This window comes from Ramlibacter sp. GCM10027632, from assembly GCF_042675325.1.
Lineage (GTDB): Bacteria > Pseudomonadota > Gammaproteobacteria > Burkholderiales > Burkholderiaceae_C > Ramlibacter.
The window spans coordinates 48,761-69,616 of record NZ_JBHTGW010000002.1 but is presented as its reverse complement, the minus strand read 5'-3'; the positions used below and the strand labels follow the sequence as shown (position 1 = coordinate 69,616).

At 71.2% G+C, this 20,856-nt stretch carries 19 protein-coding genes; all 19 read right to left on the bottom strand.

Translation table 11 applies throughout. The features are described 5' to 3' along the window. Positions 1-3: 3 nt before the first annotated feature. Positions 4-1,212, bottom strand: a complete 1,209-nt coding sequence (locus tag ACFQZY_RS03690; RefSeq protein ID WP_377412761.1) for an acetyl-CoA C-acyltransferase — start codon at positions 1,210-1,212, stop codon at positions 4-6. Between the two features lie 18 nt (positions 1,213-1,230). After that, positions 1,231-3,630, bottom strand: coding sequence for a 3-hydroxyacyl-CoA dehydrogenase/enoyl-CoA hydratase family protein (locus ACFQZY_RS03685; RefSeq protein ID WP_377412760.1), 2,400 nt, complete (start codon positions 3,628-3,630; stop codon positions 1,231-1,233). Next, a complete protein-coding gene (locus ACFQZY_RS03680) occupies positions 3,627-5,423 on the bottom strand; it encodes an acyl-CoA dehydrogenase C-terminal domain-containing protein (protein WP_377412758.1) in 1,797 nt (598 codons plus the stop codon). Before ACFQZY_RS03680 ends, ACFQZY_RS03685 begins: the two co-directional genes overlap by 4 nt. A 48-nt stretch (positions 5,424-5,471) precedes the next feature. Beyond that, on the bottom strand, positions 5,472-6,104 hold the full coding sequence (locus ACFQZY_RS03675) for a TetR/AcrR family transcriptional regulator (protein ID WP_377412756.1): 633 nt from the start codon (positions 6,102-6,104) through the stop codon (positions 5,472-5,474). Between the two features lie 129 nt (positions 6,105-6,233). After that, the gene (slmA, locus tag ACFQZY_RS03670; protein WP_377412752.1) at positions 6,234-6,884 is read right to left on the bottom strand and encodes a nucleoid occlusion factor SlmA; all 651 of its coding nucleotides are present in this window, start codon (positions 6,882-6,884) and stop codon (positions 6,234-6,236) included. An 80-nt stretch (positions 6,885-6,964) separates the two neighbouring features. Continuing rightward, positions 6,965-8,350 (bottom strand): sensor histidine kinase, encoded by a 1,386-nt coding sequence (locus ACFQZY_RS03665; RefSeq protein WP_377413870.1) that lies wholly within the window; start codon positions 8,348-8,350, stop codon positions 6,965-6,967. A gap of 41 nt (positions 8,351-8,391) precedes the next feature. Beyond that, the gene (locus ACFQZY_RS03660; RefSeq protein WP_377412750.1) at positions 8,392-9,096 is read right to left on the bottom strand and encodes a response regulator; all 705 of its coding nucleotides are present in this window, start codon (positions 9,094-9,096) and stop codon (positions 8,392-8,394) included. Between the two features lie 63 nt (positions 9,097-9,159). After that, a complete protein-coding gene (argB, locus tag ACFQZY_RS03655) occupies positions 9,160-10,050 on the bottom strand; it encodes an acetylglutamate kinase (RefSeq protein ID WP_377412748.1) in 891 nt (296 codons plus the stop codon). A gap of 68 nt (positions 10,051-10,118) precedes the next feature. Then, positions 10,119-11,186, bottom strand: coding sequence for a glycosyltransferase family 4 protein (locus ACFQZY_RS03650; protein WP_377412746.1), 1,068 nt, complete (start codon positions 11,184-11,186; stop codon positions 10,119-10,121). A 164-nt stretch (positions 11,187-11,350) separates the two neighbouring features. Then, entirely contained in the window at positions 11,351-12,712 is a 1,362-nt protein-coding gene (locus tag ACFQZY_RS03645) for a TolC family outer membrane protein (RefSeq protein WP_377412743.1), read from the bottom strand. 1 nt (position 12,713) lies between these two features. Then, entirely contained in the window at positions 12,714-14,042 is a 1,329-nt protein-coding gene (locus tag ACFQZY_RS03640) for an HlyD family type I secretion periplasmic adaptor subunit (protein ID WP_377412741.1), read from the bottom strand. Between the two features lie 27 nt (positions 14,043-14,069). Beyond that, positions 14,070-15,860, bottom strand: a complete 1,791-nt coding sequence (locus tag ACFQZY_RS03635; protein WP_377412739.1) for a type I secretion system permease/ATPase — start codon at positions 15,858-15,860, stop codon at positions 14,070-14,072. Continuing rightward, complete coding sequence (locus ACFQZY_RS03630) at positions 15,857-17,632, bottom strand: type I secretion system permease/ATPase (RefSeq protein ID WP_377412736.1); 1,776 nt, start codon at positions 17,630-17,632, stop codon at positions 15,857-15,859. Before ACFQZY_RS03630 ends, ACFQZY_RS03635 begins: the two co-directional genes overlap by 4 nt. After that, positions 17,619-18,245: a hypothetical protein gene (locus ACFQZY_RS03625; RefSeq protein ID WP_377412734.1), complete on the bottom strand. Its 627-nt coding sequence runs from the start codon at positions 18,243-18,245 to the stop codon at positions 17,619-17,621. The genes ACFQZY_RS03630 and ACFQZY_RS03625 overlap by 14 nt, the downstream gene beginning before the upstream one ends. A gap of 49 nt (positions 18,246-18,294) precedes the next feature. Continuing rightward, positions 18,295-18,804: a hypothetical protein gene (locus ACFQZY_RS03620; RefSeq protein WP_377412732.1), complete on the bottom strand. Its 510-nt coding sequence runs from the start codon at positions 18,802-18,804 to the stop codon at positions 18,295-18,297. Between the two features lie 52 nt (positions 18,805-18,856). Beyond that, entirely contained in the window at positions 18,857-19,144 is a 288-nt protein-coding gene (locus ACFQZY_RS03615) for a helix-turn-helix domain-containing protein (protein ID WP_377412730.1), read from the bottom strand. Beyond that, positions 19,141-19,299 carry a hypothetical protein gene (locus ACFQZY_RS03610; RefSeq protein ID WP_377412728.1) on the bottom strand — a complete coding sequence of 53 codons (159 nt, stop codon included), beginning with the start codon at positions 19,297-19,299 and terminating at the stop codon, positions 19,141-19,143. The genes ACFQZY_RS03615 and ACFQZY_RS03610 overlap by 4 nt, the downstream gene beginning before the upstream one ends. Before the next feature lie 16 nt (positions 19,300-19,315). Beyond that, on the bottom strand, positions 19,316-19,498 hold the full coding sequence (locus tag ACFQZY_RS03605) for a hypothetical protein (RefSeq protein ID WP_377412726.1): 183 nt from the start codon (positions 19,496-19,498) through the stop codon (positions 19,316-19,318). A gap of 119 nt (positions 19,499-19,617) precedes the next feature. After that, positions 19,618-20,781 (bottom strand): tyrosine-type recombinase/integrase, encoded by a 1,164-nt coding sequence (locus ACFQZY_RS03600; protein ID WP_377412724.1) that lies wholly within the window; start codon positions 20,779-20,781, stop codon positions 19,618-19,620. Positions 20,782-20,856 lie beyond the last annotated feature (75 nt).

Below are 20,856 nucleotides of genomic sequence, written 5' to 3'. Positions count from 1 at the left end.
GGGTCACACGCGCTCGAAGATGCCGGCAGCGCCCTGCCCCATCCCCACGCACATCGTGACCATGCCGTATTTCAGGTTGCGCCGGCGCAGGCCGTGGACCACCGTGGCCGCACGGATCGCGCCGGTGGCGCCCAGTGGGTGGCCCAGGGCGATCGCGCCGCCCAGCGGGTTGACCCGTGCCGGGTCCAGGCCCAGCGTGTTCATGACCGCCAGCGATTGTGCCGCGAAGGCCTCGTTCAGCTCGATCCAGCCGAGGTCGTCCTGCCTCAGGCCGGCGGCGCGCAGCGCCACCGGGATCGCCTCGACCGGGCCGATGCCCATGATGTGCGGCGGCACGCCGCGGCTGGCGTAGCTCACGAAGCGCGCCAGCGGCACCAGGCCGAAGCGCTTGATCGCGGCCTCGCTGGCCAGGAGCAGCGCGCCTGCGCCGTCGGAGGTCTGCGAGCTGTTGCCTGCAGTGACGGTCCCGCGCGCAGCGAACACGGTCTTGAGCCTGGCCAGCCCCTCGAGGGTGGTGTCGGGCCGCGCGCCCTCGTCGAGGCTCACCGTGCGGGCGGTGACGGCGACGCTGCCGGCGGCCAGGTCCACCGCGCGCTCCTGCACCTCCACCGGCGTGATCTCGTCGGCGAACTCGCCGGCCTTCATGGCGGCGACGGCCTTCATGTGCGAGTCGAAGGCGAAGCGGTCCTGCGCCTCGCGGCCCACCTTCCATTGCTGCGCCACCTTCTCGGCGGTCAGGCCCATGCCGTAGGCGATGCCGTAGCTTTCGAGGTCGTCGGGGTTGGCGAAGATGGCGGGCGAGAGCGAGGGCGAGTTGCCCATCATCGGCACCATGGACATGCTCTCGGTGCCGGCCGCGAGCATCACGTCGGCCTCGCCCACGCGGATGCGGTCCGCGGCGATCTGGATCGCCGACAGGCCCGAGGCGCAGAAACGGTTGACGGTGATGCCGCCCACGGTCTTGGGCAGGCCGGCGAGCACCGCGCCGATGCGCGCCACGTTCAGGCCCTGCTGCGCCTCGGGGATGGCGCAGCCGCACACCACGTCCTCGATGGCTGCGGGGTCCAGCCCCGGGGCCTGCGCCAGCGCGGCGCGGATCACGGTGGCCAGCAGGTCGTCGGGCCGGGTGTTGCGGAAGTAGCCGCGGTGCGAGCGGCCGATCGGCGTGCGGGTAGCGGCGACGATGTAGGCGTCTTGCAGTTGCTTGGTCATCTCGGGTCCCTCCGTTCCTCAATTCCGCAGCGGCTTGCCGGTGGACAGCATGGCCAGGATGCGCTCCTGGGTCTTGGGGTGGGTCACGAGCTGGCAGAAGGCCTGGCGCTCCAGGGCCATCAGGTACTCCTCGGTGACCAGGGTGCCGGCGTCGACGTCGCCGCCGGTGACCACATGGGCGATCAGGCTGGCGATGCGGAAGTCGTGGGCGCTGATGAAGCCGCCGTCGCGCATGTTCACCAGCTGGCCCTGGATGGTGGCCTTGGCGCCGCGCCCTGCCACCGGGAAGGGCCGGCGCTGCGGCGGGCGCCAGCCGGCGTCGGCCAAGGCGCGCACCTGCTGCAGCGCCACATGCAGCAGTTCGTCCTTGTTCGGGACGATCACGTCGGACTCCAGCAGGTACCCCAGCTGGCGCGACTCCAGCGCGCTGGTGCCCACCTTGGCCATGGCCGCGGCAGTGAAGCCCTCGGTGAGGAAAGGCAGCAGGTCCTTGCCCGTCGACAGGCGCGCGTTCTCCGCGGCGCGGCGGGCGATGTAGGTCAGGCCGCCGGCGCCGGGCACCAGGCCCACGCCGACCTCGACCAGGCCCACGTAGCTTTCCATGGCCGCGACGCGGCGCGCGCAGTGCACCGCGAGTTCGCAGCCGCCGCCCAGGGCCATGCCGCGGATGGCGGCCACCACCGGCACCTGCGCATAGCGCACCTTGAGGAAGGTCTGCTGCATGAACCGCTCGGCTTCGTCGATGGCCGCGACGCCGCGCGCCATGAAGGCCGGCATCAGGGCCTGCAGGTCGGCACCCGCGGAAAACGGCTCGTCGCCGGACCAGACCACCAGGCCCTGGAACTGCGCCTGCGCGAGGTCGACCGCGCGGTCCAGGCCGGCGAGCACCTCGGGACCCATCACGTGCATCTTGGTCTTGAGGCTGGCGACCAGCACCTCGCCATCGAGCGTCCACAGGCGCAGGCCGGCGTCCTCATGGAGCGTGCGGCCCGCGGCCTCGAAGCGCGGCGCCTGGCTGCCCAGGACGCTCTCGGGGAAATGCTGGCGCGCATGCACCGGCAGCAGGCGGCGGGGCTCGAAGCGGCCGGTGGTGGGGTTCCACGAGCCCTGCGGCGTGTGCACGCCACCGGCCTCGGCCACCGGGCCTTCGAAGACCCAGGCGGGCAGCGGCGCCCGCGACAGCGCCTTGCCGGCGTCGATGTCCTCCTGCACCCAGCGCGCCACCTGCAGCCAGCCCGCCTCCTGCCACAGCTCGAACGGCCCCTGCTGCATGCCGAAGCCCCAGCGCATGGCGAGGTCGACATCGCGCGCGGTGTCGGCGATGGCGGCCAGGTGGACCGCGGCGTAGTGGAAGCCGTTGCGCAGGATGGCCCAGAGGAACTGCCCCTGCGGCCCCTCGGACTCGCGCAGCAGCTTCAGGCGCTCGGCGGCGGGTCTCTTCAGCATGCGGGCATAGACCTCGTCGGCCTTCTCGCCGGCGGGCACGTAGTCCTTGCGGGACGCGTCGAAGCGCAGGATGTCGCTGCCCGCCTTGCGGAAGAAGCCGGCCTTGGCCTTCTGCCCCAGGTGGCCCAGGCCGACCAGGGTGGACAGGACCTCGGGCGTGGCATAGCTCGCGTAGAACGGGTCGGTGGCCTCGGTGAAGTTGTCCTGCAGCGTGCGGATCACGTGGGCCAGGGTGTCCAGGCCCACCACGTCGGCGGTGCGGAAGGTGCCGCTGGCGGCGCGGCCCAGCTTGCGGCCGGTGAGGTCGTCCACCACGTCGAAGCCCAGGCCGAAGGCCTGCGCCTCCCTCATCACCGAGAGCATGCCGGCGACGCCGACGCGGTTGGCGATGAAGTTGGGCGAGTCCTTGGCGCGCACCACGCCCTTGCCCAGGCCGGTGGTGACGAAGGTCTCCAGGTCGTCGAGGATGGCGGGGTCGGTGGCCGGCGTGGGAATCAGCTCCACCAGGAACATGTACCGCGGCGGGTTGAAGAAGTGGATGCCGCAAAAGCGCGGGCGGATCGACGCCGGCAGCGCCTCGGCGAGCTTGGTGATCGACAGTCCCGAGGTGTTGGAGGCCACGATGGCCTGCGGCGCGACGAAGGGCGCGATCTTTCGGTACAGGTCCAGCTTCCAGTCCATGCGCTCGGCGATGGCCTCGATCACCAGGTCGCAGTCCTTCAGCAGCTCCAGGTGCTCCTCGTAGTTGGCGGCCTGGATCAGGGCCGCGTCGTCGGCCAGGCCCAGGGGCGAGGGCTTGAGCTTCTTCAGGCCCTCGACGGCCTGCGTGACGATGCCGTTCTTCGGCCCTTCCTTCGCCGGCAGGTCGAACAGCACCACCGGGACCTGCACGTTCACGAGGTGGGCGGCGATCTGCGCGCCCATCACGCCGGCGCCGAGCACGGCGACCTTCTTCACCTGGAATCGCTTCATGCGAGGGCCTCCTGGGTATCGAGCAGCACGCGCGCGCCGCTGCGGGCGGTGCGCACCAGCGTCGCGGTTTCGGGGAACAGGCGCGCGAAGTAAAAGCGCGCCGTCTGCAGCTTGGCCCGGTAGAACGGGTCGGGGTTGCCGGCCTGGACTTGGCGCAGCGCCACCTGCGCCATGCGGGCCCAGAAGTAGCCGAAGACCAGGTGGCCGGCGACGCGCAGGTAGTCCACCGCCGCGGCGCCCACTTCATCGGGGTCCTGGAAGGCGCGCAAGCCGATCTCGGTGGTGAACTTGGTCATCTGGTCGCCCAGGTACGCGAGCGGGTTGATGAACTCGGCCATCTTCTCGTTGACGCCCTCCTCCTCCACCAGCTGCGCGACCAGGCGGCCGAACTTCTTCAGCGTGGCGCCGTTGTTCGCGAGCACCTTGCGCCCCAGCAGGTCGAGCGACTGGATGGTGTTGGTGCCCTCGTAGATCATGTTGATGCGGGCATCGCGGGCGAACTGCTCCATGCCCCACTCGCGGATGTAGCCGTGGCCGCCGAACACCTGCAGGCAGGCATGGGTGGCGATGTGGCCGTTGTCGGTGAGGAAGGCCTTCACGATGGGCGTGAGCAGCGCCACCAGTTCGGCGCTGTCCTGCCGCACCTTCTCGTCGGGGTGCGCGCTCTCGCGATCGAGCAGCAGCGCGCAGAACAGGCTCAGCGCGCGGCCGCCCTCGGCGTAGGCCTTGGCGGTGAGCAGCATCTTGCGCACGTCGGGGTGCACGATGATCGGGTCGGCCGGCTGGCCCTTGGCCTTGGGGCCGGACAGGCTCCGCATCTGCTGGCGGTCCTTCGCATAGGCCAGCGCGTTCTGGTAGGCCACCTCGGTCAGGCCCAGCGACTGCATGCCCACGCCCAGGCGGGCCGCGTTCATCATCACGAACATCGCCTGCAGGCCCTTGTGCGGCTGGCCCACCAGGGTGCCGACGGCGCCATCGAGCACCATCTGGCAGGTGGCGTTGCCATGGATCCCCATCTTGTGCTCGAGGGCGCCGCAGTGGATGCCGTTGCGCGCGCCCAGCGAGCCATCGGCATTGACCAGGAACTTGGGCACCACGAACAGGCTGATGCCCTTGCTGCCCGGGGGCGCGTCGGGAAGGCGCGCCAGCACGAGGTGCACGATGTTCGGGACGAAGTCGTGCTCGCCCGCAGAGATGAAGATCTTCTGCCCGGTGAGGCGGTACGTGCCGTCGGCCTGGGGCTCGGCCTTGGTTCGCAGCAGGCCCAGGTCGGTGCCGCAGTGCGGCTCGGTCAGGCACATGGTGCCGGTCCACTCGCCCGAGGTGAGCTTCGGCAGGAAGAGGCGCTGCTGCGCCTCGGTGCCGTGCGCGTGCAGGCACTCGTAGGCGCCGTGCGTGAGGCCGGGGTACATGGTCCAGGCCTGGCTGGCGCTATTGAGCATCTCGTAGAAGCACTCGTTGACGACCACCGGCAGGCCCTGCCCGCCGTAGGCAGGGTCGGCCGCGAGCGAGGGCCAGCCGCCTTCGACGTATTTCGCGTACGCCTCCTTGAAGCCGGTGGGCGTGGTGACTTCGTGGGTCTCGCGGTCCAGGCGGCAGCCCTCGGCGTCGCCCACCGCATTGAGCGGCTGCACCACCTCGCTGGCGAAGCGGCCGCCCTCCTCCAGGATCGCGTTGATGGTGTCGGCGTCGGTCTCGGCATGCCGGGGCATGGCCTTGAATTCGTCGGCGACCTTCAGGACCTCGTGCATCACGAACTGCATGTCACGCAAGGGCGGGGTGTAGGTGGGCATGGACAGTCTCCGGAGTGGGTGGGGATCGGGGTGGGGATCAGGGGCGGGTCATGGGCGCGCCGGGGGCGGCGCCTCGCCCGGCGCGAGCCGCGGGCGCAACAGGTTCTCGAAGCCGGACTCGGCGCGGGCGACCGAGCCGGGCGCGCGCAGGAAGCGCGCCTCGTAGTGCAGCGCCAGGATCAGGCCGTGCAGTTCGAACAGCACCTGCGCGTCGTCGGTGTCCTCGCGCAGGTGCCCCTCGGCCTTGGCCTGGGCGATGCAGCGGCCCAGGGCGGCCAGCCAGGTGTTGACGGTGTCGACCAGCGCCTGGCGCACCGGGCCGGGCCGGTCGTCGAACTCCACCGCGCCGCTGATGTAGATGCAGCCCGAGTCGATCTCCTGCGAGCTGCGCTGCATCCAGCGCGCAAACAGCGCCCGCAGGCGCGGCAGGCCGCGCGGGGCCTGGAGCGCGGGGCGGAACACCTCGTCCTCGAAACGGCGGTGGTACTCGCGGATCACCGAGATCTGCAGCTCTTCGCGCGAGCCGAAGTGGGCGAACACGCCCGACTTGCTCATGCCCGTGACCTCGGCCAGCGCGCCGATGGACAAGCCCTCCAGGCCCACGTTGCCGGCCAGCGAGAGGGCGGCGTCGAGGATGGCGGCCTTGGTCTGCTGGCCTTTGGGGAGGGATCGGTCGGACATGGTGGCTATAAAACGAACGGTCGTTCTATTTTCTGGCAAAAAAAGAGTCGCCCCATGGGCTGGGGCGAACTTTTCCTAGGGATTTACACCCGGATGCCGGGCGGCTGCCGCGCCGAGGGCACCGATCTCTCAGACGATGCGCGCGAGGCAGGCGTCCAGGTGCTCGGAGGGCAGGCGGCGGAAGCCGGAGCGGGCAAAGCGCTGCAGGCGGCCCGCGAGGAAGGCGGTGAGCAGCGAGGCCTTGACCTGCGCATTCACCGACGGCGTGGCCGGGTCATCGCCCACGCCCTCGCCGCGCAGGCACTGGCGCAGGGCCGCCTCGATCTTGTCGAAGAACTGGTTCATGCGCTGCTGCAGGCGCTCGTTCTCGAAGACCAGGGCGTCGCCCACCATCACCCGCGTCATGCCGGGGTTGCGCTCGGCGAACTGCACCAGCATCGCGGCGATGGCCGCGGCGGCGCGCGCCGGCTCGCTGGCGTGGCGCTCCTGGATCTGGTTGACGAGGGAGAAGACGCTGTGCTCGATGAAATCGATCAGTCCCTCGAACATCTGCGCCTTGCTGGCGAAGTGCCGGTACAGGGCGGCCTCGCTGACCGACAGCCTGGCGGCGAGCGCGGCGGTCGTGATGCGCTCCGCGCCCGGCTGCTCCAGCATCGTGGCCAGCGCCTGCAGGATCTGCACGCGGCGCTCGCCCGGCTTGGGCCGCTTGCGCGCGGGCTCGGCCGCGGCGGGAGCGTCGTCGGAAGCGGCAGGCAGACTGGGCGTTTCGGCGTCGGACATGGCGGGCTCAGCGGATGGGTTCGCGGCATTCTCGCACAGCCAGATGACAGGAGCGAGCGCCCGCTTACCTGGGAAAGACCTCACCCCGGCAGCAGCAGGCTCACCTTCAGGCCGCGCCCGCCGGCGCCCTGGTGCAGGCGCAGCTGGCTGCGGTGCACGCGGGCGATCTCCTGCGCGATGGCCAGGCCCAGGCCGTTGCCTTCGCCCGGCGTGCCGGGCACGCGGTAGAAGCGCTGCATCAGGTGCGGCATCTCCTGGGCGGGCACGCCGGGGCCGTCGTCCGCCACCTCGAGCGAGGCGCCCCGCCCCACCGGCGCGCAGCGGATGGTGACGGTGCCGCCCGGCGGGGTGTACTTCACCGCGTTGTCGACCAGGTTCGCCAGCAGCTCGCGCAGCAGCCATTCGTGGCCCGGGACGCTGCAGGGGGCGGCCTCCAGGCCGAGGTCCAGGGACTTGGCGCTGGCGGCGTCCAGGTGCGCCTCCAGGATGGACTCGCACAGCGCCTTGAGCTCCACCGGCTGCATGGGCTGGGCGGCCATGACGCGCGAGTCGGCCCGGGAGAGCGCGAGCAGCTGGTTGGCGAGCTGCGAGGTGCGGCGGGTCGCACCGCGCAGCTTCTCGATCTGCTCGACCGGCAGCAGCATGGTGCCCGGCCCGCCCGGCGGCGCGATGCGGCGGGCGGCCTGGGCCCAGGCCTCCACCTGCGCCTGCAGGCCGGCCAGCGGGGTGCGCAGCTGGTGGGCCGCGTCGGCGATGAAGCGGCGCTGGCTCTCGGCCTGCGCATCGACCAGGCCGAGCAGACGGTTGAGCGCGGCCACCATGGGGCGCACCTCGACCGGCGAGAACTGGTCATCGATGGGGCTGAGGTCGTGCGGGGAGCGGCGGGTGACGACGTCGGTCAGCGCCAGCAGGGGACGCAGCGCCCAGTCGACCGCCCAGCGCACGGTGAAGGCCGCGGCGGCGACCATGAACAGGTGCGGCAGCAGCACCTTGAACAGGATGGAGCGCAGCCACTGCTGCTGCGGGTTGGAGCCGTCGGCCAGCGCCACCACCACCTCGCCCACCACGGTCTGCTGGCGCTCGCGGGCAATGCGCCAGTTCACCCCGGCGTAGGGTTCGGAATGGAATTCGGTGCCCGACGACGCCAGCGGCAGCCCGGCCAGCCAGGCGCTGCCGTGCATGACACGGCCGTCGGCGTCGATGACCGCGTAGGCCGAGGTGTTGCGGCGCGCCTCGAGGAACTGCTCCACCGCCGGCACCAGCAGCAGCACCGAGGCGTGCTCGCCCCCGCTGGGGCTGGGAATGACAGAGTCCGCCAGCAGGGGCAGCAGCTCGGCCATCCGCTGGTCCTGCAGCTCGGCGACGTTGTCGGCCGACTCGTACTCGAACCAGGCGTTGAGCAGCGCCAGGGCCAGCAGCGGCCCGATGATCATGATGAGCAGGCGCCGGCGCAGGCCCAGCAGCATGTGCCCGCCGCCCCCACCGGCCGCGGCGACGGGCGTGGCCCTCACGGCGTCGGCGTCTCGACGGTCTCGAGCCGGTAGCCGAAGCCGCGGATCGAGCGCAGCGCCACCCCGTGCGGCTCCAGCTTGCCGCGCAGGCGCGAGATGTAGACCTCGACCGCGTTGGGCGTGATCTCCTTGTCCCAGCCGGTGAGGGCCTGCAGGATCTTCTCCTTGCTGGCGGGCTTGGGCGCGTTGAGCAGCAGGTACTCCATCACCTTCCACTCGCGCGGGCCGAGCTCGATGGGCACGAAGGTCTCGGCGTCCTTGCGGGCGCCGGCGCGGCGGGTCGCGGTGTCCAGCTCGATCGGGCCGAAGCTCAGCACCGAGGAGGTGGCGGCCTGCGAGCGGCGCAGCAGCGCGCGCAGCCGGGCCAGCAGTTCGGGCAGCTCGAAGGGCTTGACCATGTAGTCGTCGGCCCCGAGGTCCAGGCCCTGCACGCGGTCGTGCAGCGCATCCCGGGCGGTGAGGATCATCACCGGCATCGAGGCGTTGGCCGTCTCCGGCTTGCGCAGCCGGCGGGTGAGTTCCAGCCCGTCCATGTTGGGCAGGCCGATGTCGATGATGGCGCAGTCGAAGGTGTCGGTGCGCAGCACCTCCTCCGCCCGCTCGCCACTGCCGACCCAGTCGACCGCATAGCCCGCGTCGGTCAGGCCGAGCTTGATGCCGCTGGCCACCATGACATCGTCTTCCACCAGCAGGAGTCTCATGACCACCCCTCCTTTCGCACTACAGTAGCAGACGAGTCGGCGTCAGAAAAGAGTCATTTTGAATTAAGCGGCGCGAATCATCGTGCCGAACGCCTGGTCCGTGAGGATCTCCAGCAGCAGGGCGTGCGGCACGCGGCCGTCGATGATGTGGACGGCGTTCACGCCGCTGCGGGCCGCGTCCAGCGCGCCGGCGATCTTGGGCAGCATGCCGCCGGAGATGGTGCCGTCGGCCACCAGGGCGTCGATGCGGGGCATGTCCAGCTCGGGCAGCAGCTGCCCCTGCTTGTCGAGCACGCCGGGGATGTTGGTCAGCATCAGGAGCTTCTCGGCCTGCAGCGTGGTAGCCAGGGAGGCGGCGACCACGTCGGCGTTGATGTTGTAGCTCTCGTTGTGCTCGCCGAAGCCGATCGGGCTCACGACGGGGATGAACTGGTCGTCCTGCAGGGCCTTCACCACCGCCGGCTCGATGCGCACGATGTCGCCGACCTGGCCGACGTCATGCACCCGGGTCGGGTCGTTCTGGTCGACCATGCGCAGCTTGCGCGCGCGGATCAGGCCGCCATCACGGCCGGTCAGGCCCACGGCCTTGCCGCCCGCCTGGTTGATCAGGCCCACGATGTCCTGCTGCACCTCGCCGGCCAGCACCCACTCGACGACCTCCATGGTCTCGGCGTCGGTGACGCGCATGCCCTGGATGAACTCGCCCTTCTTGCCCAGGCGCTTGAGCGCGGTCTCGATCTGCGGGCCGCCGCCGTGCACCACCACCGGGTTGATGCCCACCAGCTTGAGCAGGACCACGTCCTCGGCGAAGGCGGCCTGCAGGGCCGGGTCGGTCATGGCATTGCCGCCGTACTTGATGACCATGGTCTTGCCATGGAACTTGCGGATGTACGGCAGGGCCTGGGCGAGGATCTCGGCCTTGTCACGGGGGGCGATGGGGGTGGCGTCGGGCATGGGAGGGCAGTCGGGCGGACGGAAAAAGGATGCGAAATTGTGCCAGCCCCGGCACCCCGGCCAGGCGCTCAGCGCCGCAGCCAGCCGGGCACCTTGAAGCGCACGATGCTCAGGTAGGCCGCCACGTAGGAGACGATGAAGAGCGCGCAGAACGCCATGAGCACGGGCGTCGAGCGCCAGAACAGCGTGGACGGCACGGCCGCCAGCAGGGCCAGGGCCCAGAAGTACGGCGCGGTCCGGTTGTTGCGCAGGCGCATGCGCACGGCCGGGTCCTCGTGGTCGACGCCGCGCACGATGCGGCGGAACACCAGCTGGTGCAGGTGGAGCGCATCGGCCAGTCCCGGCGACTGGCCGCGGGCCAGCTTGCGGTAGGCGGAGAACACCGTCTCCCACACGGGGTAGATCAGCAGCAGCGCGGGGAACCAGGGCGAGACCGCGTCATGGCGCTGCACCAGCTGCACCGAGGCGACGGCGATCACCGCCCCCCAGAGGTAGGCGCCGCCGTCGCCCGCGAAGATCAGGCCGCGGGGGTAGTTCCAGGCCAGGAAGCCGGCCGTGGCGCCCGCGGCCACCAGCACGATGCCGGCGAGCTGGGCGTCGCCCAGCTGCAGCGCCACCAGGGCGATCGCGCCGCAGCAGATCAGGGCGACGCTGCCGGCCAGGCCGTTGTAGCCGTCGATGAGGTTGAAGGCATGGGGCAGGCCGCCCACCGCCACCACCGCCAGCAGCGTGCCCAGCCAGGGCGCCGCGATCCAGAGGGACTCCAGGGCCCGCAGGCCGAGCGGGCCGATGTGCAGGTCCAGCGACAGGGTGGCCACCGCGCCGCCCAGCAGGGTGAGCAGCAGGCGCCAGCGCACCGGCACGCGCAGGGTGAGGTCCTCGGCCAGGCCGGTGCCGGCGGCGATCACCGCCACGGCCCACCAGGCCAGCGCCACGCCGGGCGGCAGCCCCAGCAGCGCCCAGCCGCCGACGCAGGCCAGCAGCATCGCCGCGCCGCCCATGCGGGGCACGTCCCCGGCGTGGAAGCGCTGGGGCATGGCGAGGCTGTAGCGGGAGGCGCTGGCGGCGCCGAACCTCAGCAGGAAGGCGCACGCCAGGGAGGCGATGACGCAGCTGAGGATGAGGGGAAGGAGCATGCGGCGGGCTGGAGCAGAGCGGGCGATTTTCGCACCGCCGGCCGGGCCGCGGGGGCCGGGCCGCCGCAGGCCCCGGGCGCGGCCGGAATCCGGCGTGGCCGGGGTGGCCGGGCTGGCCGGGCTGGCCGCACGGGGCCGGCCACCCCAGGCCGGCCCTCGGGACCTCAGGGCGCCAGGGCCTTCGACACGTCGGCGATGGCCGCCGTGCTGTCCTGGCCCGCCAGGGCGGCGAGCCGCACCTTGGAGGCGAGGTAGACGTAGCGGGCCTGGGCCAGGTCGCGGCGGGCGGTGGCCAGCTGCTGCTCGGCGTTCAGGATGTCCACGCGGGTGCGCACGCCGGCCTGGAAGGAGCGCTGGTTGGAGGTGACGAGCTCCTCGGCCGAGCGCACCGCCTGCTCCAGCGCGCGCACCTTCAGCACGCCCTCGGAGACGCCGCGGAACTCGCGCAGCACGCGCACGCCCAGGTCGCGGCGGGCGGCCTCGAGCTGGCTCTCGACCTGGTCGCGGCGGGCGATGGCCTCGCGCATCTGCGAGTTCACGTAGCCACCCTGGTAGAGGGGAATGTTGACCTGCACGCCGACCTGGCGCTGGTCGTAGATGCTGCTGATGCGGGTGACGTTCTCGCTCTCGCTGCGCGAACGCTGCACGAAGGCGTCGACGGTGGGCGCATGGCCGGCCTTGGCCTTGGCCACCTCCTCGCGCGAGGCCTCGAGGCGGGCGCGCAGCGCGCGCAGCTCGGGACTGGCCGTCTCGGCGCGCTCGACCCAGGCGTCCATGCCCGCGGGCTCGGGCGGCGCCAGGACCAGCTTGCGCGGGTCCAGCGCGGCCAGCGCGCCGGCGGGCTCGCCGATGGTCAGCGAGAGCTCGCGGCGGGCGAGGTCCAGCGCCTGGGTCAGCTCCAGCTCCTGGGCCACGGTCATGTCCAGGCGCGCGCGGGCGTCGTCGACATCGGTGCGCGTGCCCACGCCGGCCTGCAGGCTGCGCTGCGCGGCGTCGAGCTGGGTGGTCATGGCCAGCTTCTGCTGGCGCACCACCTCGAGCTGGTCCTGCGCCAGCAGCGCCTGGAAGTACTGCTGCGTGACCCGGTTGGTGAGGTTGACCAGTTCGACCTCGTACTGGGCGTCCGTGTCCTCCACCTGGAAGCGGGCCTGGCGGTACTGGGCCCACAGCTGCGGGCGGAACAGCGGCTGGCGCAGCGACAGGGTGTTGTTGGCGCTGTTGTAGGTGCTGTTGGTGGTCTGCGACTCGCCCAGGAAGTTGGGGGCGGTGGTGTCGAGGTCGTTGCGGGCGCGGGAGACGCTGGCGTTCAGCGTCGGCAGCAGCTGCGCGCGGGCCTGCGGCAGGCGCTCGCGGCCGGCCGCGGCGGCGGCGCGGGCCGCCGCCACCTGGGCGTCGCGCGCCAGGGCCAGCTCGTGGGCCTTGGCCAGGTCCAGGGACCAGGCCGGCAGCGCGGCGGCCACCAGGCCGGCGACGGCCAGCAGGCGAAGGCCGCGGGGCAGGCCCGGGGGAAGGCGTCGGGCGGCCATCTCACTCCTCCTTCATCGAGGCGGCCACGCGCTTGACCAGCGGGCCGACCAGGTAGGTGATCAGCGAGCGCTCGCCGGTGCGGATGATCACCTCGGCGGGCATGCCGGGCTGCATCTGGCGCTGGCCCAGCTTCTTCAGGCCCTCCGGCGTCACGGCCACGCGGGCGAGGTAGTAGGCGATGTTGGTCTGCGGCTCGACGATCAGGTCCGCCGAGATGGAGACGACCTTGCCGTCCACCACCAGCGTGGGGGCGTGCGAGAAGGCGCTGAAGCGGATGTCCACCGGCATGCCGTTGCGCACGCGGTCGATCACGTGCGGCGGCACGCGGGCCTCCAGCAGCAGCGGCGCGTCGGACGGCACGATGTCCATCAGCTTCTGGCCGGGGCCGACCACGCCGCCCAGGGTCTGGGTCGACAGGCCGACCACCTGGCCGGTGGCGGGCGACCGGATCTCGGTGCGGGCCAGGTCGTTTTTCAGCGAGGCGTACTTGGCGGACTCGGCCTCCACCTCGCGGGTGACGTCGGCGCGCTGCGACTCGATCTCCTTGCGGTACTCGGCCTGGCGCGCCGTGGCGCGCTGGCGCAGCTCGGCGATCGCCTGCACCGAGCGCACCGAGTTGCCTTGCAGCTCGGTCTGCGCCGCCAGCGACTCGGCGACCGCGCGCTCCAGCTCCATCTGGCGGGTGCGCGGCGCGTAGCCGTCGGCCACCAGCGGGCGCACGTTCTTCAGCTCCTCGCTGAGGAGGGAGAACTGCATCTTGCGGTTCTCGAGCATGCCGCGGTAGGCCTGCACCAGGCCCTCCTGGCCGCGGATGCTTTCCTCGATGGCCGACAGGTCGGCCTGCAGCGCGGCGCGGCGGGTGGCCAGGAGCTGCTCCTGCAACGCCAGCTGCTGCTTGATCAGGGGGTCCTGCGCGCCGTCCTTGAGGTCGGGGTGCCAGGTGATCTTCGACTGGCCGCCCTGCTCGGCGATCAGGCGGCCCTCCATGGCGCGCAGCGCGAAATAGCGCTGGCGGGAGGACTCGAAGTTGGCCTGGGCCACGGCCGGGTCCAGGCGCACCAGCGCGTCGCCTTCCTTGACCTGCTGGCCTTCATGCACCAGCACGTCCTTCACGATGCCGCCCGAGAGGTGCTGCACCGACTTGCGCTTGGTGTCGACGGTCACGCTGCCCGGGGCGGCGACGCCTTCGTCCAGCGGCGCGAAGGCGGCCCACAGGACGAAGCCGCCGAAGCCCAGGGCCAGGGCCAGCAGGCCGATGCGGCCGGCGCGGCCGGTGCGGCGCGTTGCGGTCCCGGAGTCCGCCGGGTCGAGGGGGAATTGAGAGGACATGGCAGTTCTGTTTCGCAAATACGGGGATCAGGCGGGCTGGATCGCGTCGCCGGGCGGGGTGGAGGGGGCGGCAGCCGCAGCGGCGGCCGCTTGCGCCTGGGCGGCCTGGGCGGCCTGGGCGGCCTGGGCGCGCAGCGCGCCGAGCACCGCGTCGCGCGGGCCGCTGGCGGCCAGGCGGCCGTTCTGCAGCAGCATCAGCCAGTCGGCCGAGGCGATGGCGCCGGGGCGGTGCGTGATCAGGAACACGGTCTTGCCCTTGGCCTTGAGTTCGGCCACGGTACGCGCCAGGGCGGCCTCGCCCGCATCGTCGAGGTTGGCGTTGGGCTCGTCCAGCACCACCAGCGCCGGGTCGCCGTAGACCGCGCGGGCCAGGGCGATGCGCTGGCGCTGGCCGCCCGAGAGCAGGCTGCCGGCCTCGCCCAGGGGCGTGTCGTAGCCCTTGGGGAAGCGCAGGATCATGTCGTGCAGGCCGGCGCTGCGCGCGGCGGCGATCACCTGGCCCGAGTCCACCTCGCCGAAGCGGGCGATGTTCTCGGCGATGGAGCCGTCGAACAGCTCCACGTCCTGCGGCAGGTAGCCCAGGTGCGGGCCCAGCTCGACGCGGTTCCAGCCGTCGACCGGCAGGCCGTCCAGCAGCACCTCGCCCTGCACGTGGGGCCAGATGCCGACGATGGCGCGGGCCAGCGTGCTCTTGCCCGAGCCCGAGGGGCCGAGCACCACCACCACGGTGCCGGGGGCGATGTCGACGTCCAGGCCCTGCAGGATCGGCGTCTCGCGGCCCGGGGCGGTGGCGCCCATGGCCTTCAGGGTCACGCGGCCGGTGGGGGCGACGCGGCGCAGCGCGGCGTCACGCTCGGGGAACTCCTCGAGCAGCTTCTCCAGGCGCAGGAAGGCGGCGCGCGCGGTGACGAACCCCTTCCAGGTGGAGACCAGCAGGTCGATCGGGGCGAGCGCGCGGGACATCAGCACGTTGGCCGCGATCATCGCGCCGGGCGTGAGCTGGCCGTCGATCACCAGCAGCGCGCCGGCGCCCAGCGACAGCGACTGCTGCACGTAGCGGATGAACTTGCTCGCGGCCATCACGCGGTTGTTCACGGCCTGCGCCTGGGTGGCGCGGGCCAGGGCGGTGCCATGGCGCTGCTTCCAGCGGGCCAGCAGGTTGTCCACCATGCCCATGGACTCGAGCACCTCCGCGTTGCGCAGCTTGCCCTGCACGTACACCGTGGCGTCGCTGGTGGCCAGGGCGGCGGCCTCGGCCGGCGCCACCGTGTGGCGGTGGCCGAACCAGGCCAGGGCCACCTGCACCACCGCGAACACCAGGGCCAGCACGCCGAGCATCGGGTGCAGCAGGAAGGTGACGGCGATGTAGATCGGCGCCCAGGGCGCGTCGAACAGCGCGAAGATGCCCTGGCCGGTGAGGAACTGGCGCACCTGCAGCAGGTCGTTGAAGGCGCGCGCGGGGCTGGCCTTGAGGCTGCCGATGCAGGCCTCGAAGCTGGCGTTGAACACCTTGGTGCCCAGCGCCTCGTCCAGCCGCATGCCGGCGTTGACCAGGATGCGCGAACGCGTCCACTCGGCCACGCTCATGATGCCCACGAGGAACAGGCAGATCAGGGACACGCTCACCAGGGTGGCGGTGTTCTGGCTGATCATCACGCGGTCGTACACCTGCAGCATGTACAGGGTGGGCGTGAGCATCAGCAGGTTGGCGATGGCGCTGAGCGCGCCGACCCACAGGAACTCGCGGCGGAACGTCCAGAGGGTCGAGCGCAGGGCGCTCAGGGCGCCGGTCTCGGAAGTGGCTTGCGGGGCGGTCATTGGGCGGCCTCGATGGCGGGTTGGGCGGGGCGCGCGCCCTGGGCGGCTTGGGCGGCCTGCTGCGCCGCCTGCTGGTTGGCCTTCTGCAGGGCGGCCAGCACCTCGTCGCGCGGGCCGAAGGCCTGGGCGGTGCCGTCACGCAGCAGCAGGATCTTGTCGGACACGCCCAGCACGCTGGTGCGGTGGGTCATCACCACGAAGGTGGTGCCGCGCGACTTGGCCAGGGCGATGGCCTGGGCCAGGGCGATGTCGCCGGCCTCGTCGAGGCTGGAGTTGGGCTCGTCGAGCACCACGAACACCGGGTCGCCGTACAGCGCGCGGGCCAGGGCCACGCGCTGGCGCTGGCCGCCGGACAGGCGCGCGCCGTCGGGGCCGACGTCGGTCTCGTAGCCCTCGGGCAGCGACAGGATGAATTCATGCAGGCCCACCGCGCGGGCGGCGGCCTCCACCTTCGCGGCGTCGACCTCGCCGAAGCGCGCGATGTTCTCGGCGACGCTGCCGTCGAACAGCTCCACGCCCTGGGGCAGGTAGCCCACGTGGGGGCCGAGTTCGGCCTTGTCCCAGGTGGCCACGTCCACGCCGTCGAGGCGGGCCTTGCCGCCCGCCGAGGGCCACAGGCCCATGAGGGCGCGGCCCAGGCTGGTCTTGCCGGCGGCGGAGGGGCCGATCACGGCCAGCACCTCGCCGGGGTTCAGCGCGAAGCTCACGCCGCGCAGGATCGGCAGCTGCGTGCCGGGCGCCGGCACCACCAGGTTCTCGGCCACCAGCACGCCGCGCGGCGCGGGCAGCGGCATCGCCGGCGGCTTGGGCGGCAGCGAGGCCAGCATGGCGGCCAGGCGCATCCAGGCGTCGCGCGCGTTCACCAGCGCGCTCCAGCCGGTCACCATCTGCACCAGCGGCTTGAGCACCTGGCCGCCGAGGATGGAGCCGACGATCATCAGGCCGCCGCTGAACGTGCGGTCGGTCAGCGCGAGCCAGGCGCCCAGGCCCAGCAGCAGCGAGCTGCCGACGATCTGGATCAGCTTGGCCAGCGCCGAGTACAGGCCGGCGCGGTTGGAGGCCTCGGCCTGCAGGCCGAGGAACTCCTGCTGCTTCTCGATCCAGCGGCCGTGGATGTCCTTGAGCATGCCCATGGCCTCGATCACCTGGGCGTTGCGCAGGGAGCCGTCGGCGTACTGCTGCGCCGCGACGGCGCGGCGGTTGGCCTCCATCAGCGGCGGGCGGGTGCCGCGCTCGTTCAGCCAGGCCACCAGGCCCTGCAGCAGCGCGCCGCCCACCGAGGCCCAGCCCAGCACGGGATGGATGGCGAACAGCACCAGCAGCAGCACCAGCGACACCGGCGACTCCATGATCGCCTTGAGCACCGGCGCGGCCAGGAACTCGCGCAGGGTGCGCAGGTCGTTGAGCGGCTGGGTCGTGCCGCCGGGCATGCGGCGCAGGTTGGCCTCGAAGCTGGCGCGGAACACGCGCGAGGACAGGCGCTCGTCCAGCTTCAGGCCGGCCTCGTGCATCTCCTCGCCATGGGCCCACTCCAGGGTCTCCATCACCAGGTAGGCGAAGACCACGCCCAGGGTCAGCATGGCCAGGGTGATGTGGCTGCGGCTGTTCACGACGCGGTCGTACACCTCGAGCATGTAGCCGCTGGGCGCCAGCACCAGCAGGCCGGCGATGACCGTGAACCACACCGACTTCACGAAGTACGGCCGCAGCTCGCCCGCGGCGGCCCGCAGCTCGGCGTCCGGCGGGGTGCCCGCGGGGTTACGCATTTGCATGGAATTCCTCAACCTTCAAATAGCGCGGGATCTGGCCCGCCTCGTCTTCTTCCAGGATGACCTCGTTGGCCGCGCCGCCGGCCGCGTCCTGCTCGGAGAACGTGAACGACAGCACGAACCGGTTGCCAGCAGTGCGGCTGAGCACCAGCTCGCGCAGCTTGCGGTGGTGGAAGCTGTACTCGTCCTCGGGCCGCAAGTCCAGCTGGAAGCGCAGGCGGCCGTCCAGCGTGTACATGGACAGCTGCCCGTCCTTCAGGCTCAGCGTGTGGCGGTCGAAGAACACCGGGCAGCTGTCGGTGAACCTCAGCAGCGGCAGCGGCCGGTCGCCCAGCTTGCCCAGGTGGAAGGGGCTGCCCTCCGCCTGGAACAGCGCGCGGCAGTGGCGGGACACGGAGTAGATGGCGTTGCACACCATCTGCGAGCCCACCGCCGGGAAGCGCTCGCGCAGCGACTTGTAGGCCATGTGGTGCAGGGCCACGCGGTTCCAGGTGCGGGTGGACTGCACCAGCGGCGCCAGGGCGTTGCACACCTCCGCGAACGCGCCCTGCAGCGCCAGCAGCCGCTGCTGCTGGGCCGGGGTCACGTTGAGGGTGATGACGATCCGGGAGTTCATATAGGAAGCTCGAGTGTAACGGTTCCTATATGAAGTTTTACCGGATGTCTCAGTGGAGCACGCCCCCCTGCCCTTCGGGCGGCCGGGGGCGGGCCTCGGTGACCCACTCGGGCCAGGCGGCGAGCGGCCAGTCGGCCTTGCGGAACTGGTCGTGCAGGATGCCCAGCCACTGGCGCAGGGGCTGGGGGGCGAAGGCGATCCGGGCGAGCACCTCGCCCTGCCCTTCGGCCTTGAAGCCGAGCTGGACGAGGTCGTTGCGGATGTTCACGTCGACGCTGTGCACCAGCCAGGCCCGGGCCTCGCCGGTGGCCCGCACCGGCGGCGCCGGCTCCAGGGCGGCCAGGGCGGCCTGCTGGGCGAACTCCTGCACCACCTCCAGCGGCGCGCCGGCGGCGGTGGTGTGCTGCTCGAGCCAGCGGCACAGCGGCGGCACCAGGCGCACGGCCATGCGCAGGGTCAGCCACAACACCACGGTCGAGCCATCCGGCCGCTCGCCGCTCAGGCGCAGGCGGTCTTCGGCCTCGACGTACTCGGTGGTGATGCGCTGGAGGTCGGGCATGAGGGCGAGGATAACCAAGCGGCCCCCGGGCCTTTGGCGCCCTCCCCGAGAGTCAGTTGCTCAAGGCGTCGATCACGGCTGCGGGGTTGCGCTCGATCACGTTAAGCAGAACAAGTGCGGGACCGTGGGGTTGCCGGTCACCACGCTCCCAGTGGCGCAGGGTCGCCGTCGAGAACCCGAACCGGGCAGCGAACTGCTCCTGGGTCATCCCGATCCTGGCGCGCAGCTGCCTGACGTCCACGGGCCGGGGACGATGGACGCGCGTCTTTGGAGACCGCCCTTCGGCGTGCTCCAGGGCCTCCTGCAGGCCTGCCTTGATGCTCTCGAATGCACGTGTCATCTCATCCAACCCCGTTGGCTCCAGGCCTTGACCAGCAGACCCGTCAGTTCAGCCAGGTCATGGCGCTCTGCGCGCGTCAGGTTGGCTCGCTCGTTCTTCGCGAACAAGGTCAGGAGATACAACGGCATGTTCTCGCTGTGGAAGTAGTAGATCACTCGTACGCCACCCCTCTTACCCTTGCTTCCGCAGCCCCACCGCAGCTTGCGAACGCCCCCCGGTGCCCTCGACGAGGTCACCGGCCAGCGGATAGCCCGACAGGTAACGATTCACATCTTCACGCTCGGAAGACGCCAACAGGCGGTCTGCGCAACGGATGAATCCTGGCAATTCGGCGACTGTGAGCAGGTGGGCCAAGCCTGATCCAATGGGACGGTTCGAACAAGGCCTGGGAATTCAACCCGCCGGCCTCTCCCATGTCCCGTCACGCCGGACCGCTGGTGTCATTGGCTGGACTCGCGCAGCCTCGCCCGCCCTCAGCCCCCCCGCTTCAACCCCATCGCCGGCCCGATCAGCTCCACCGCCTGGGCCAGGCGTTCGCGGCTCAGGTGGGCGTAGCGGCTGGTGGTCTTGATGTCGGCGTGGCCCAGGAGCTCTTTCACCTCGTAGAGGCTGCGGCCGGAGTTCACCAGGAAGCTGGCGAAGCTGTGGCGCAGGTCGTGGATGCGCAGCTCGGGCAGGCCGGCCCGGTGGCGGGCCGTGTCCCAGCTGACGAAGATGGAGACGAAGGGCTTGCCGGTGGACGGGTTGGCAAAGACGAAGGGCGTCGCCGCGCCCTCCCCGGCCTGCCGGGCCTGCAGGTGGCGCAGGATGCCCAGGGCATCGGCCGACAGCGGCACATGCCGTACCTTGCCGGACTTGGAGCGCGGGATGCGCCAGGAGGCCTGGTCGAAGTTCACGTCGTCCCAGCGCGCCTCCAGCGCCTCGCGCCGGCGCGCGCCGGTGAGCACCAGGAAGGCGACGATGTACTGCAGCAGCGGGTTCTCGCTGGCGCGCACCGCGTCCATCAGCCGCTCGGACTCGGGCGCCGAGAGGAAGCGTTCGATCTTGTTGTCCACCTTGAGGCTGCGCAGCTCCTTGGCCGGGTTGCGCTCCACGCCCTCGAGCTTCCAGCGCAGGGCCAGCGTGTAGCCGTAGCGCAGGATCACCAGGAAGCGGTTGCTGGTGGCCGCGGCGTAGGCCTTCTTGCGCATCACCTCGATCACGCCGGCCAGCTCGCTCGCGCTCACCGCGCCCAGCGGCCGCGGGCCGAGGTGCGGAATGACATGGTTGCGGATGAAACTTTCGTCCGTACCCCAGCTGCGTTTGTAGGACTTCACGTAGGGCAGGTAGCGATTGAGAAAGAAGTCCTCGACCGTGAGGCTCCCGGCCCCCGCCTCATCCGCCCGGATGCCCAGGAGGTCGCGCCGCAGGATCTGCCGGGCCCGCTCCCGCGCCTCGTCCAGCGTGAGCAGGGCCGCGTTGCCCAGCGTGGCGAAGTTGCGGGCGCCGCGCACCGAGTAGCGCAGCTTGAAGGAGCGGGTGCCGGTGGGATAGACGTCGAGGAACAGCCCGGGCACCAGCGCGTCGGCCACCTCCATGTGCCGGCGTCCCGGGGGGCAACGCACCTGGTCGATCAGTTCCTGAGTGAGGCTGTGCACGATTTCGAGGCTCGGTCAACGATGCAATTCCGAAGTCGAATCTGATACTTTTTGTACTCTCTTATTTCGAAATTG

What these genes read in the sequence shown, in the direction of transcription:
- ACFQZY_RS03690 (WP_377412761.1), bottom strand. Translation starts at nt 1,212, where the DNA reads ATGACCAAGCAACTGCAAGACGCCTACATCGTCGCCGCTACCCGCACG.
- ACFQZY_RS03685 (WP_377412760.1), bottom strand. Translation starts at nt 3,630, where the DNA reads ATGAAGCGATTCCAGGTGAAGAAGGTCGCCGTGCTCGGCGCCGGCGTG.
- ACFQZY_RS03680 (WP_377412758.1), bottom strand. Translation starts at nt 5,423, where the DNA reads ATGCCCACCTACACCCCGCCCTTGCGTGACATGCAGTTCGTGATGCAC.
- ACFQZY_RS03675 (WP_377412756.1), bottom strand. Translation starts at nt 6,104, where the DNA reads ATGTCCGACCGATCCCTCCCCAAAGGCCAGCAGACCAAGGCCGCCATC.
- slmA (WP_377412752.1), bottom strand. Translation starts at nt 6,884, where the DNA reads ATGTCCGACGCCGAAACGCCCAGTCTGCCTGCCGCTTCCGACGACGCT.
- ACFQZY_RS03665 (WP_377413870.1), bottom strand. Translation starts at nt 8,350, where the DNA reads ATGCTGCTGGGCCTGCGCCGGCGCCTGCTCATCATGATCATCGGGCCG.
- ACFQZY_RS03660 (WP_377412750.1), bottom strand. Translation starts at nt 9,096, where the DNA reads ATGAGACTCCTGCTGGTGGAAGACGATGTCATGGTGGCCAGCGGCATC.
- argB (WP_377412748.1), bottom strand. Translation starts at nt 10,050, where the DNA reads ATGCCCGACGCCACCCCCATCGCCCCCCGTGACAAGGCCGAGATCCTC.
- ACFQZY_RS03650 (WP_377412746.1), bottom strand. Translation starts at nt 11,186, where the DNA reads ATGCTCCTTCCCCTCATCCTCAGCTGCGTCATCGCCTCCCTGGCGTGC.
- ACFQZY_RS03645 (WP_377412743.1), bottom strand. Translation starts at nt 12,712, where the DNA reads ATGGCCGCCCGACGCCTTCCCCCGGGCCTGCCCCGCGGCCTTCGCCTG.
- ACFQZY_RS03640 (WP_377412741.1), bottom strand. Translation starts at nt 14,042, where the DNA reads ATGTCCTCTCAATTCCCCCTCGACCCGGCGGACTCCGGGACCGCAACG.
- ACFQZY_RS03635 (WP_377412739.1), bottom strand. Translation starts at nt 15,860, where the DNA reads ATGACCGCCCCGCAAGCCACTTCCGAGACCGGCGCCCTGAGCGCCCTG.
- ACFQZY_RS03630 (WP_377412736.1), bottom strand. Translation starts at nt 17,632, where the DNA reads ATGCAAATGCGTAACCCCGCGGGCACCCCGCCGGACGCCGAGCTGCGG.
- ACFQZY_RS03625 (WP_377412734.1), bottom strand. Translation starts at nt 18,245, where the DNA reads ATGAACTCCCGGATCGTCATCACCCTCAACGTGACCCCGGCCCAGCAG.
- ACFQZY_RS03620 (WP_377412732.1), bottom strand. Translation starts at nt 18,804, where the DNA reads ATGCCCGACCTCCAGCGCATCACCACCGAGTACGTCGAGGCCGAAGAC.
- ACFQZY_RS03615 (WP_377412730.1), bottom strand. Translation starts at nt 19,144, where the DNA reads ATGACACGTGCATTCGAGAGCATCAAGGCAGGCCTGCAGGAGGCCCTG.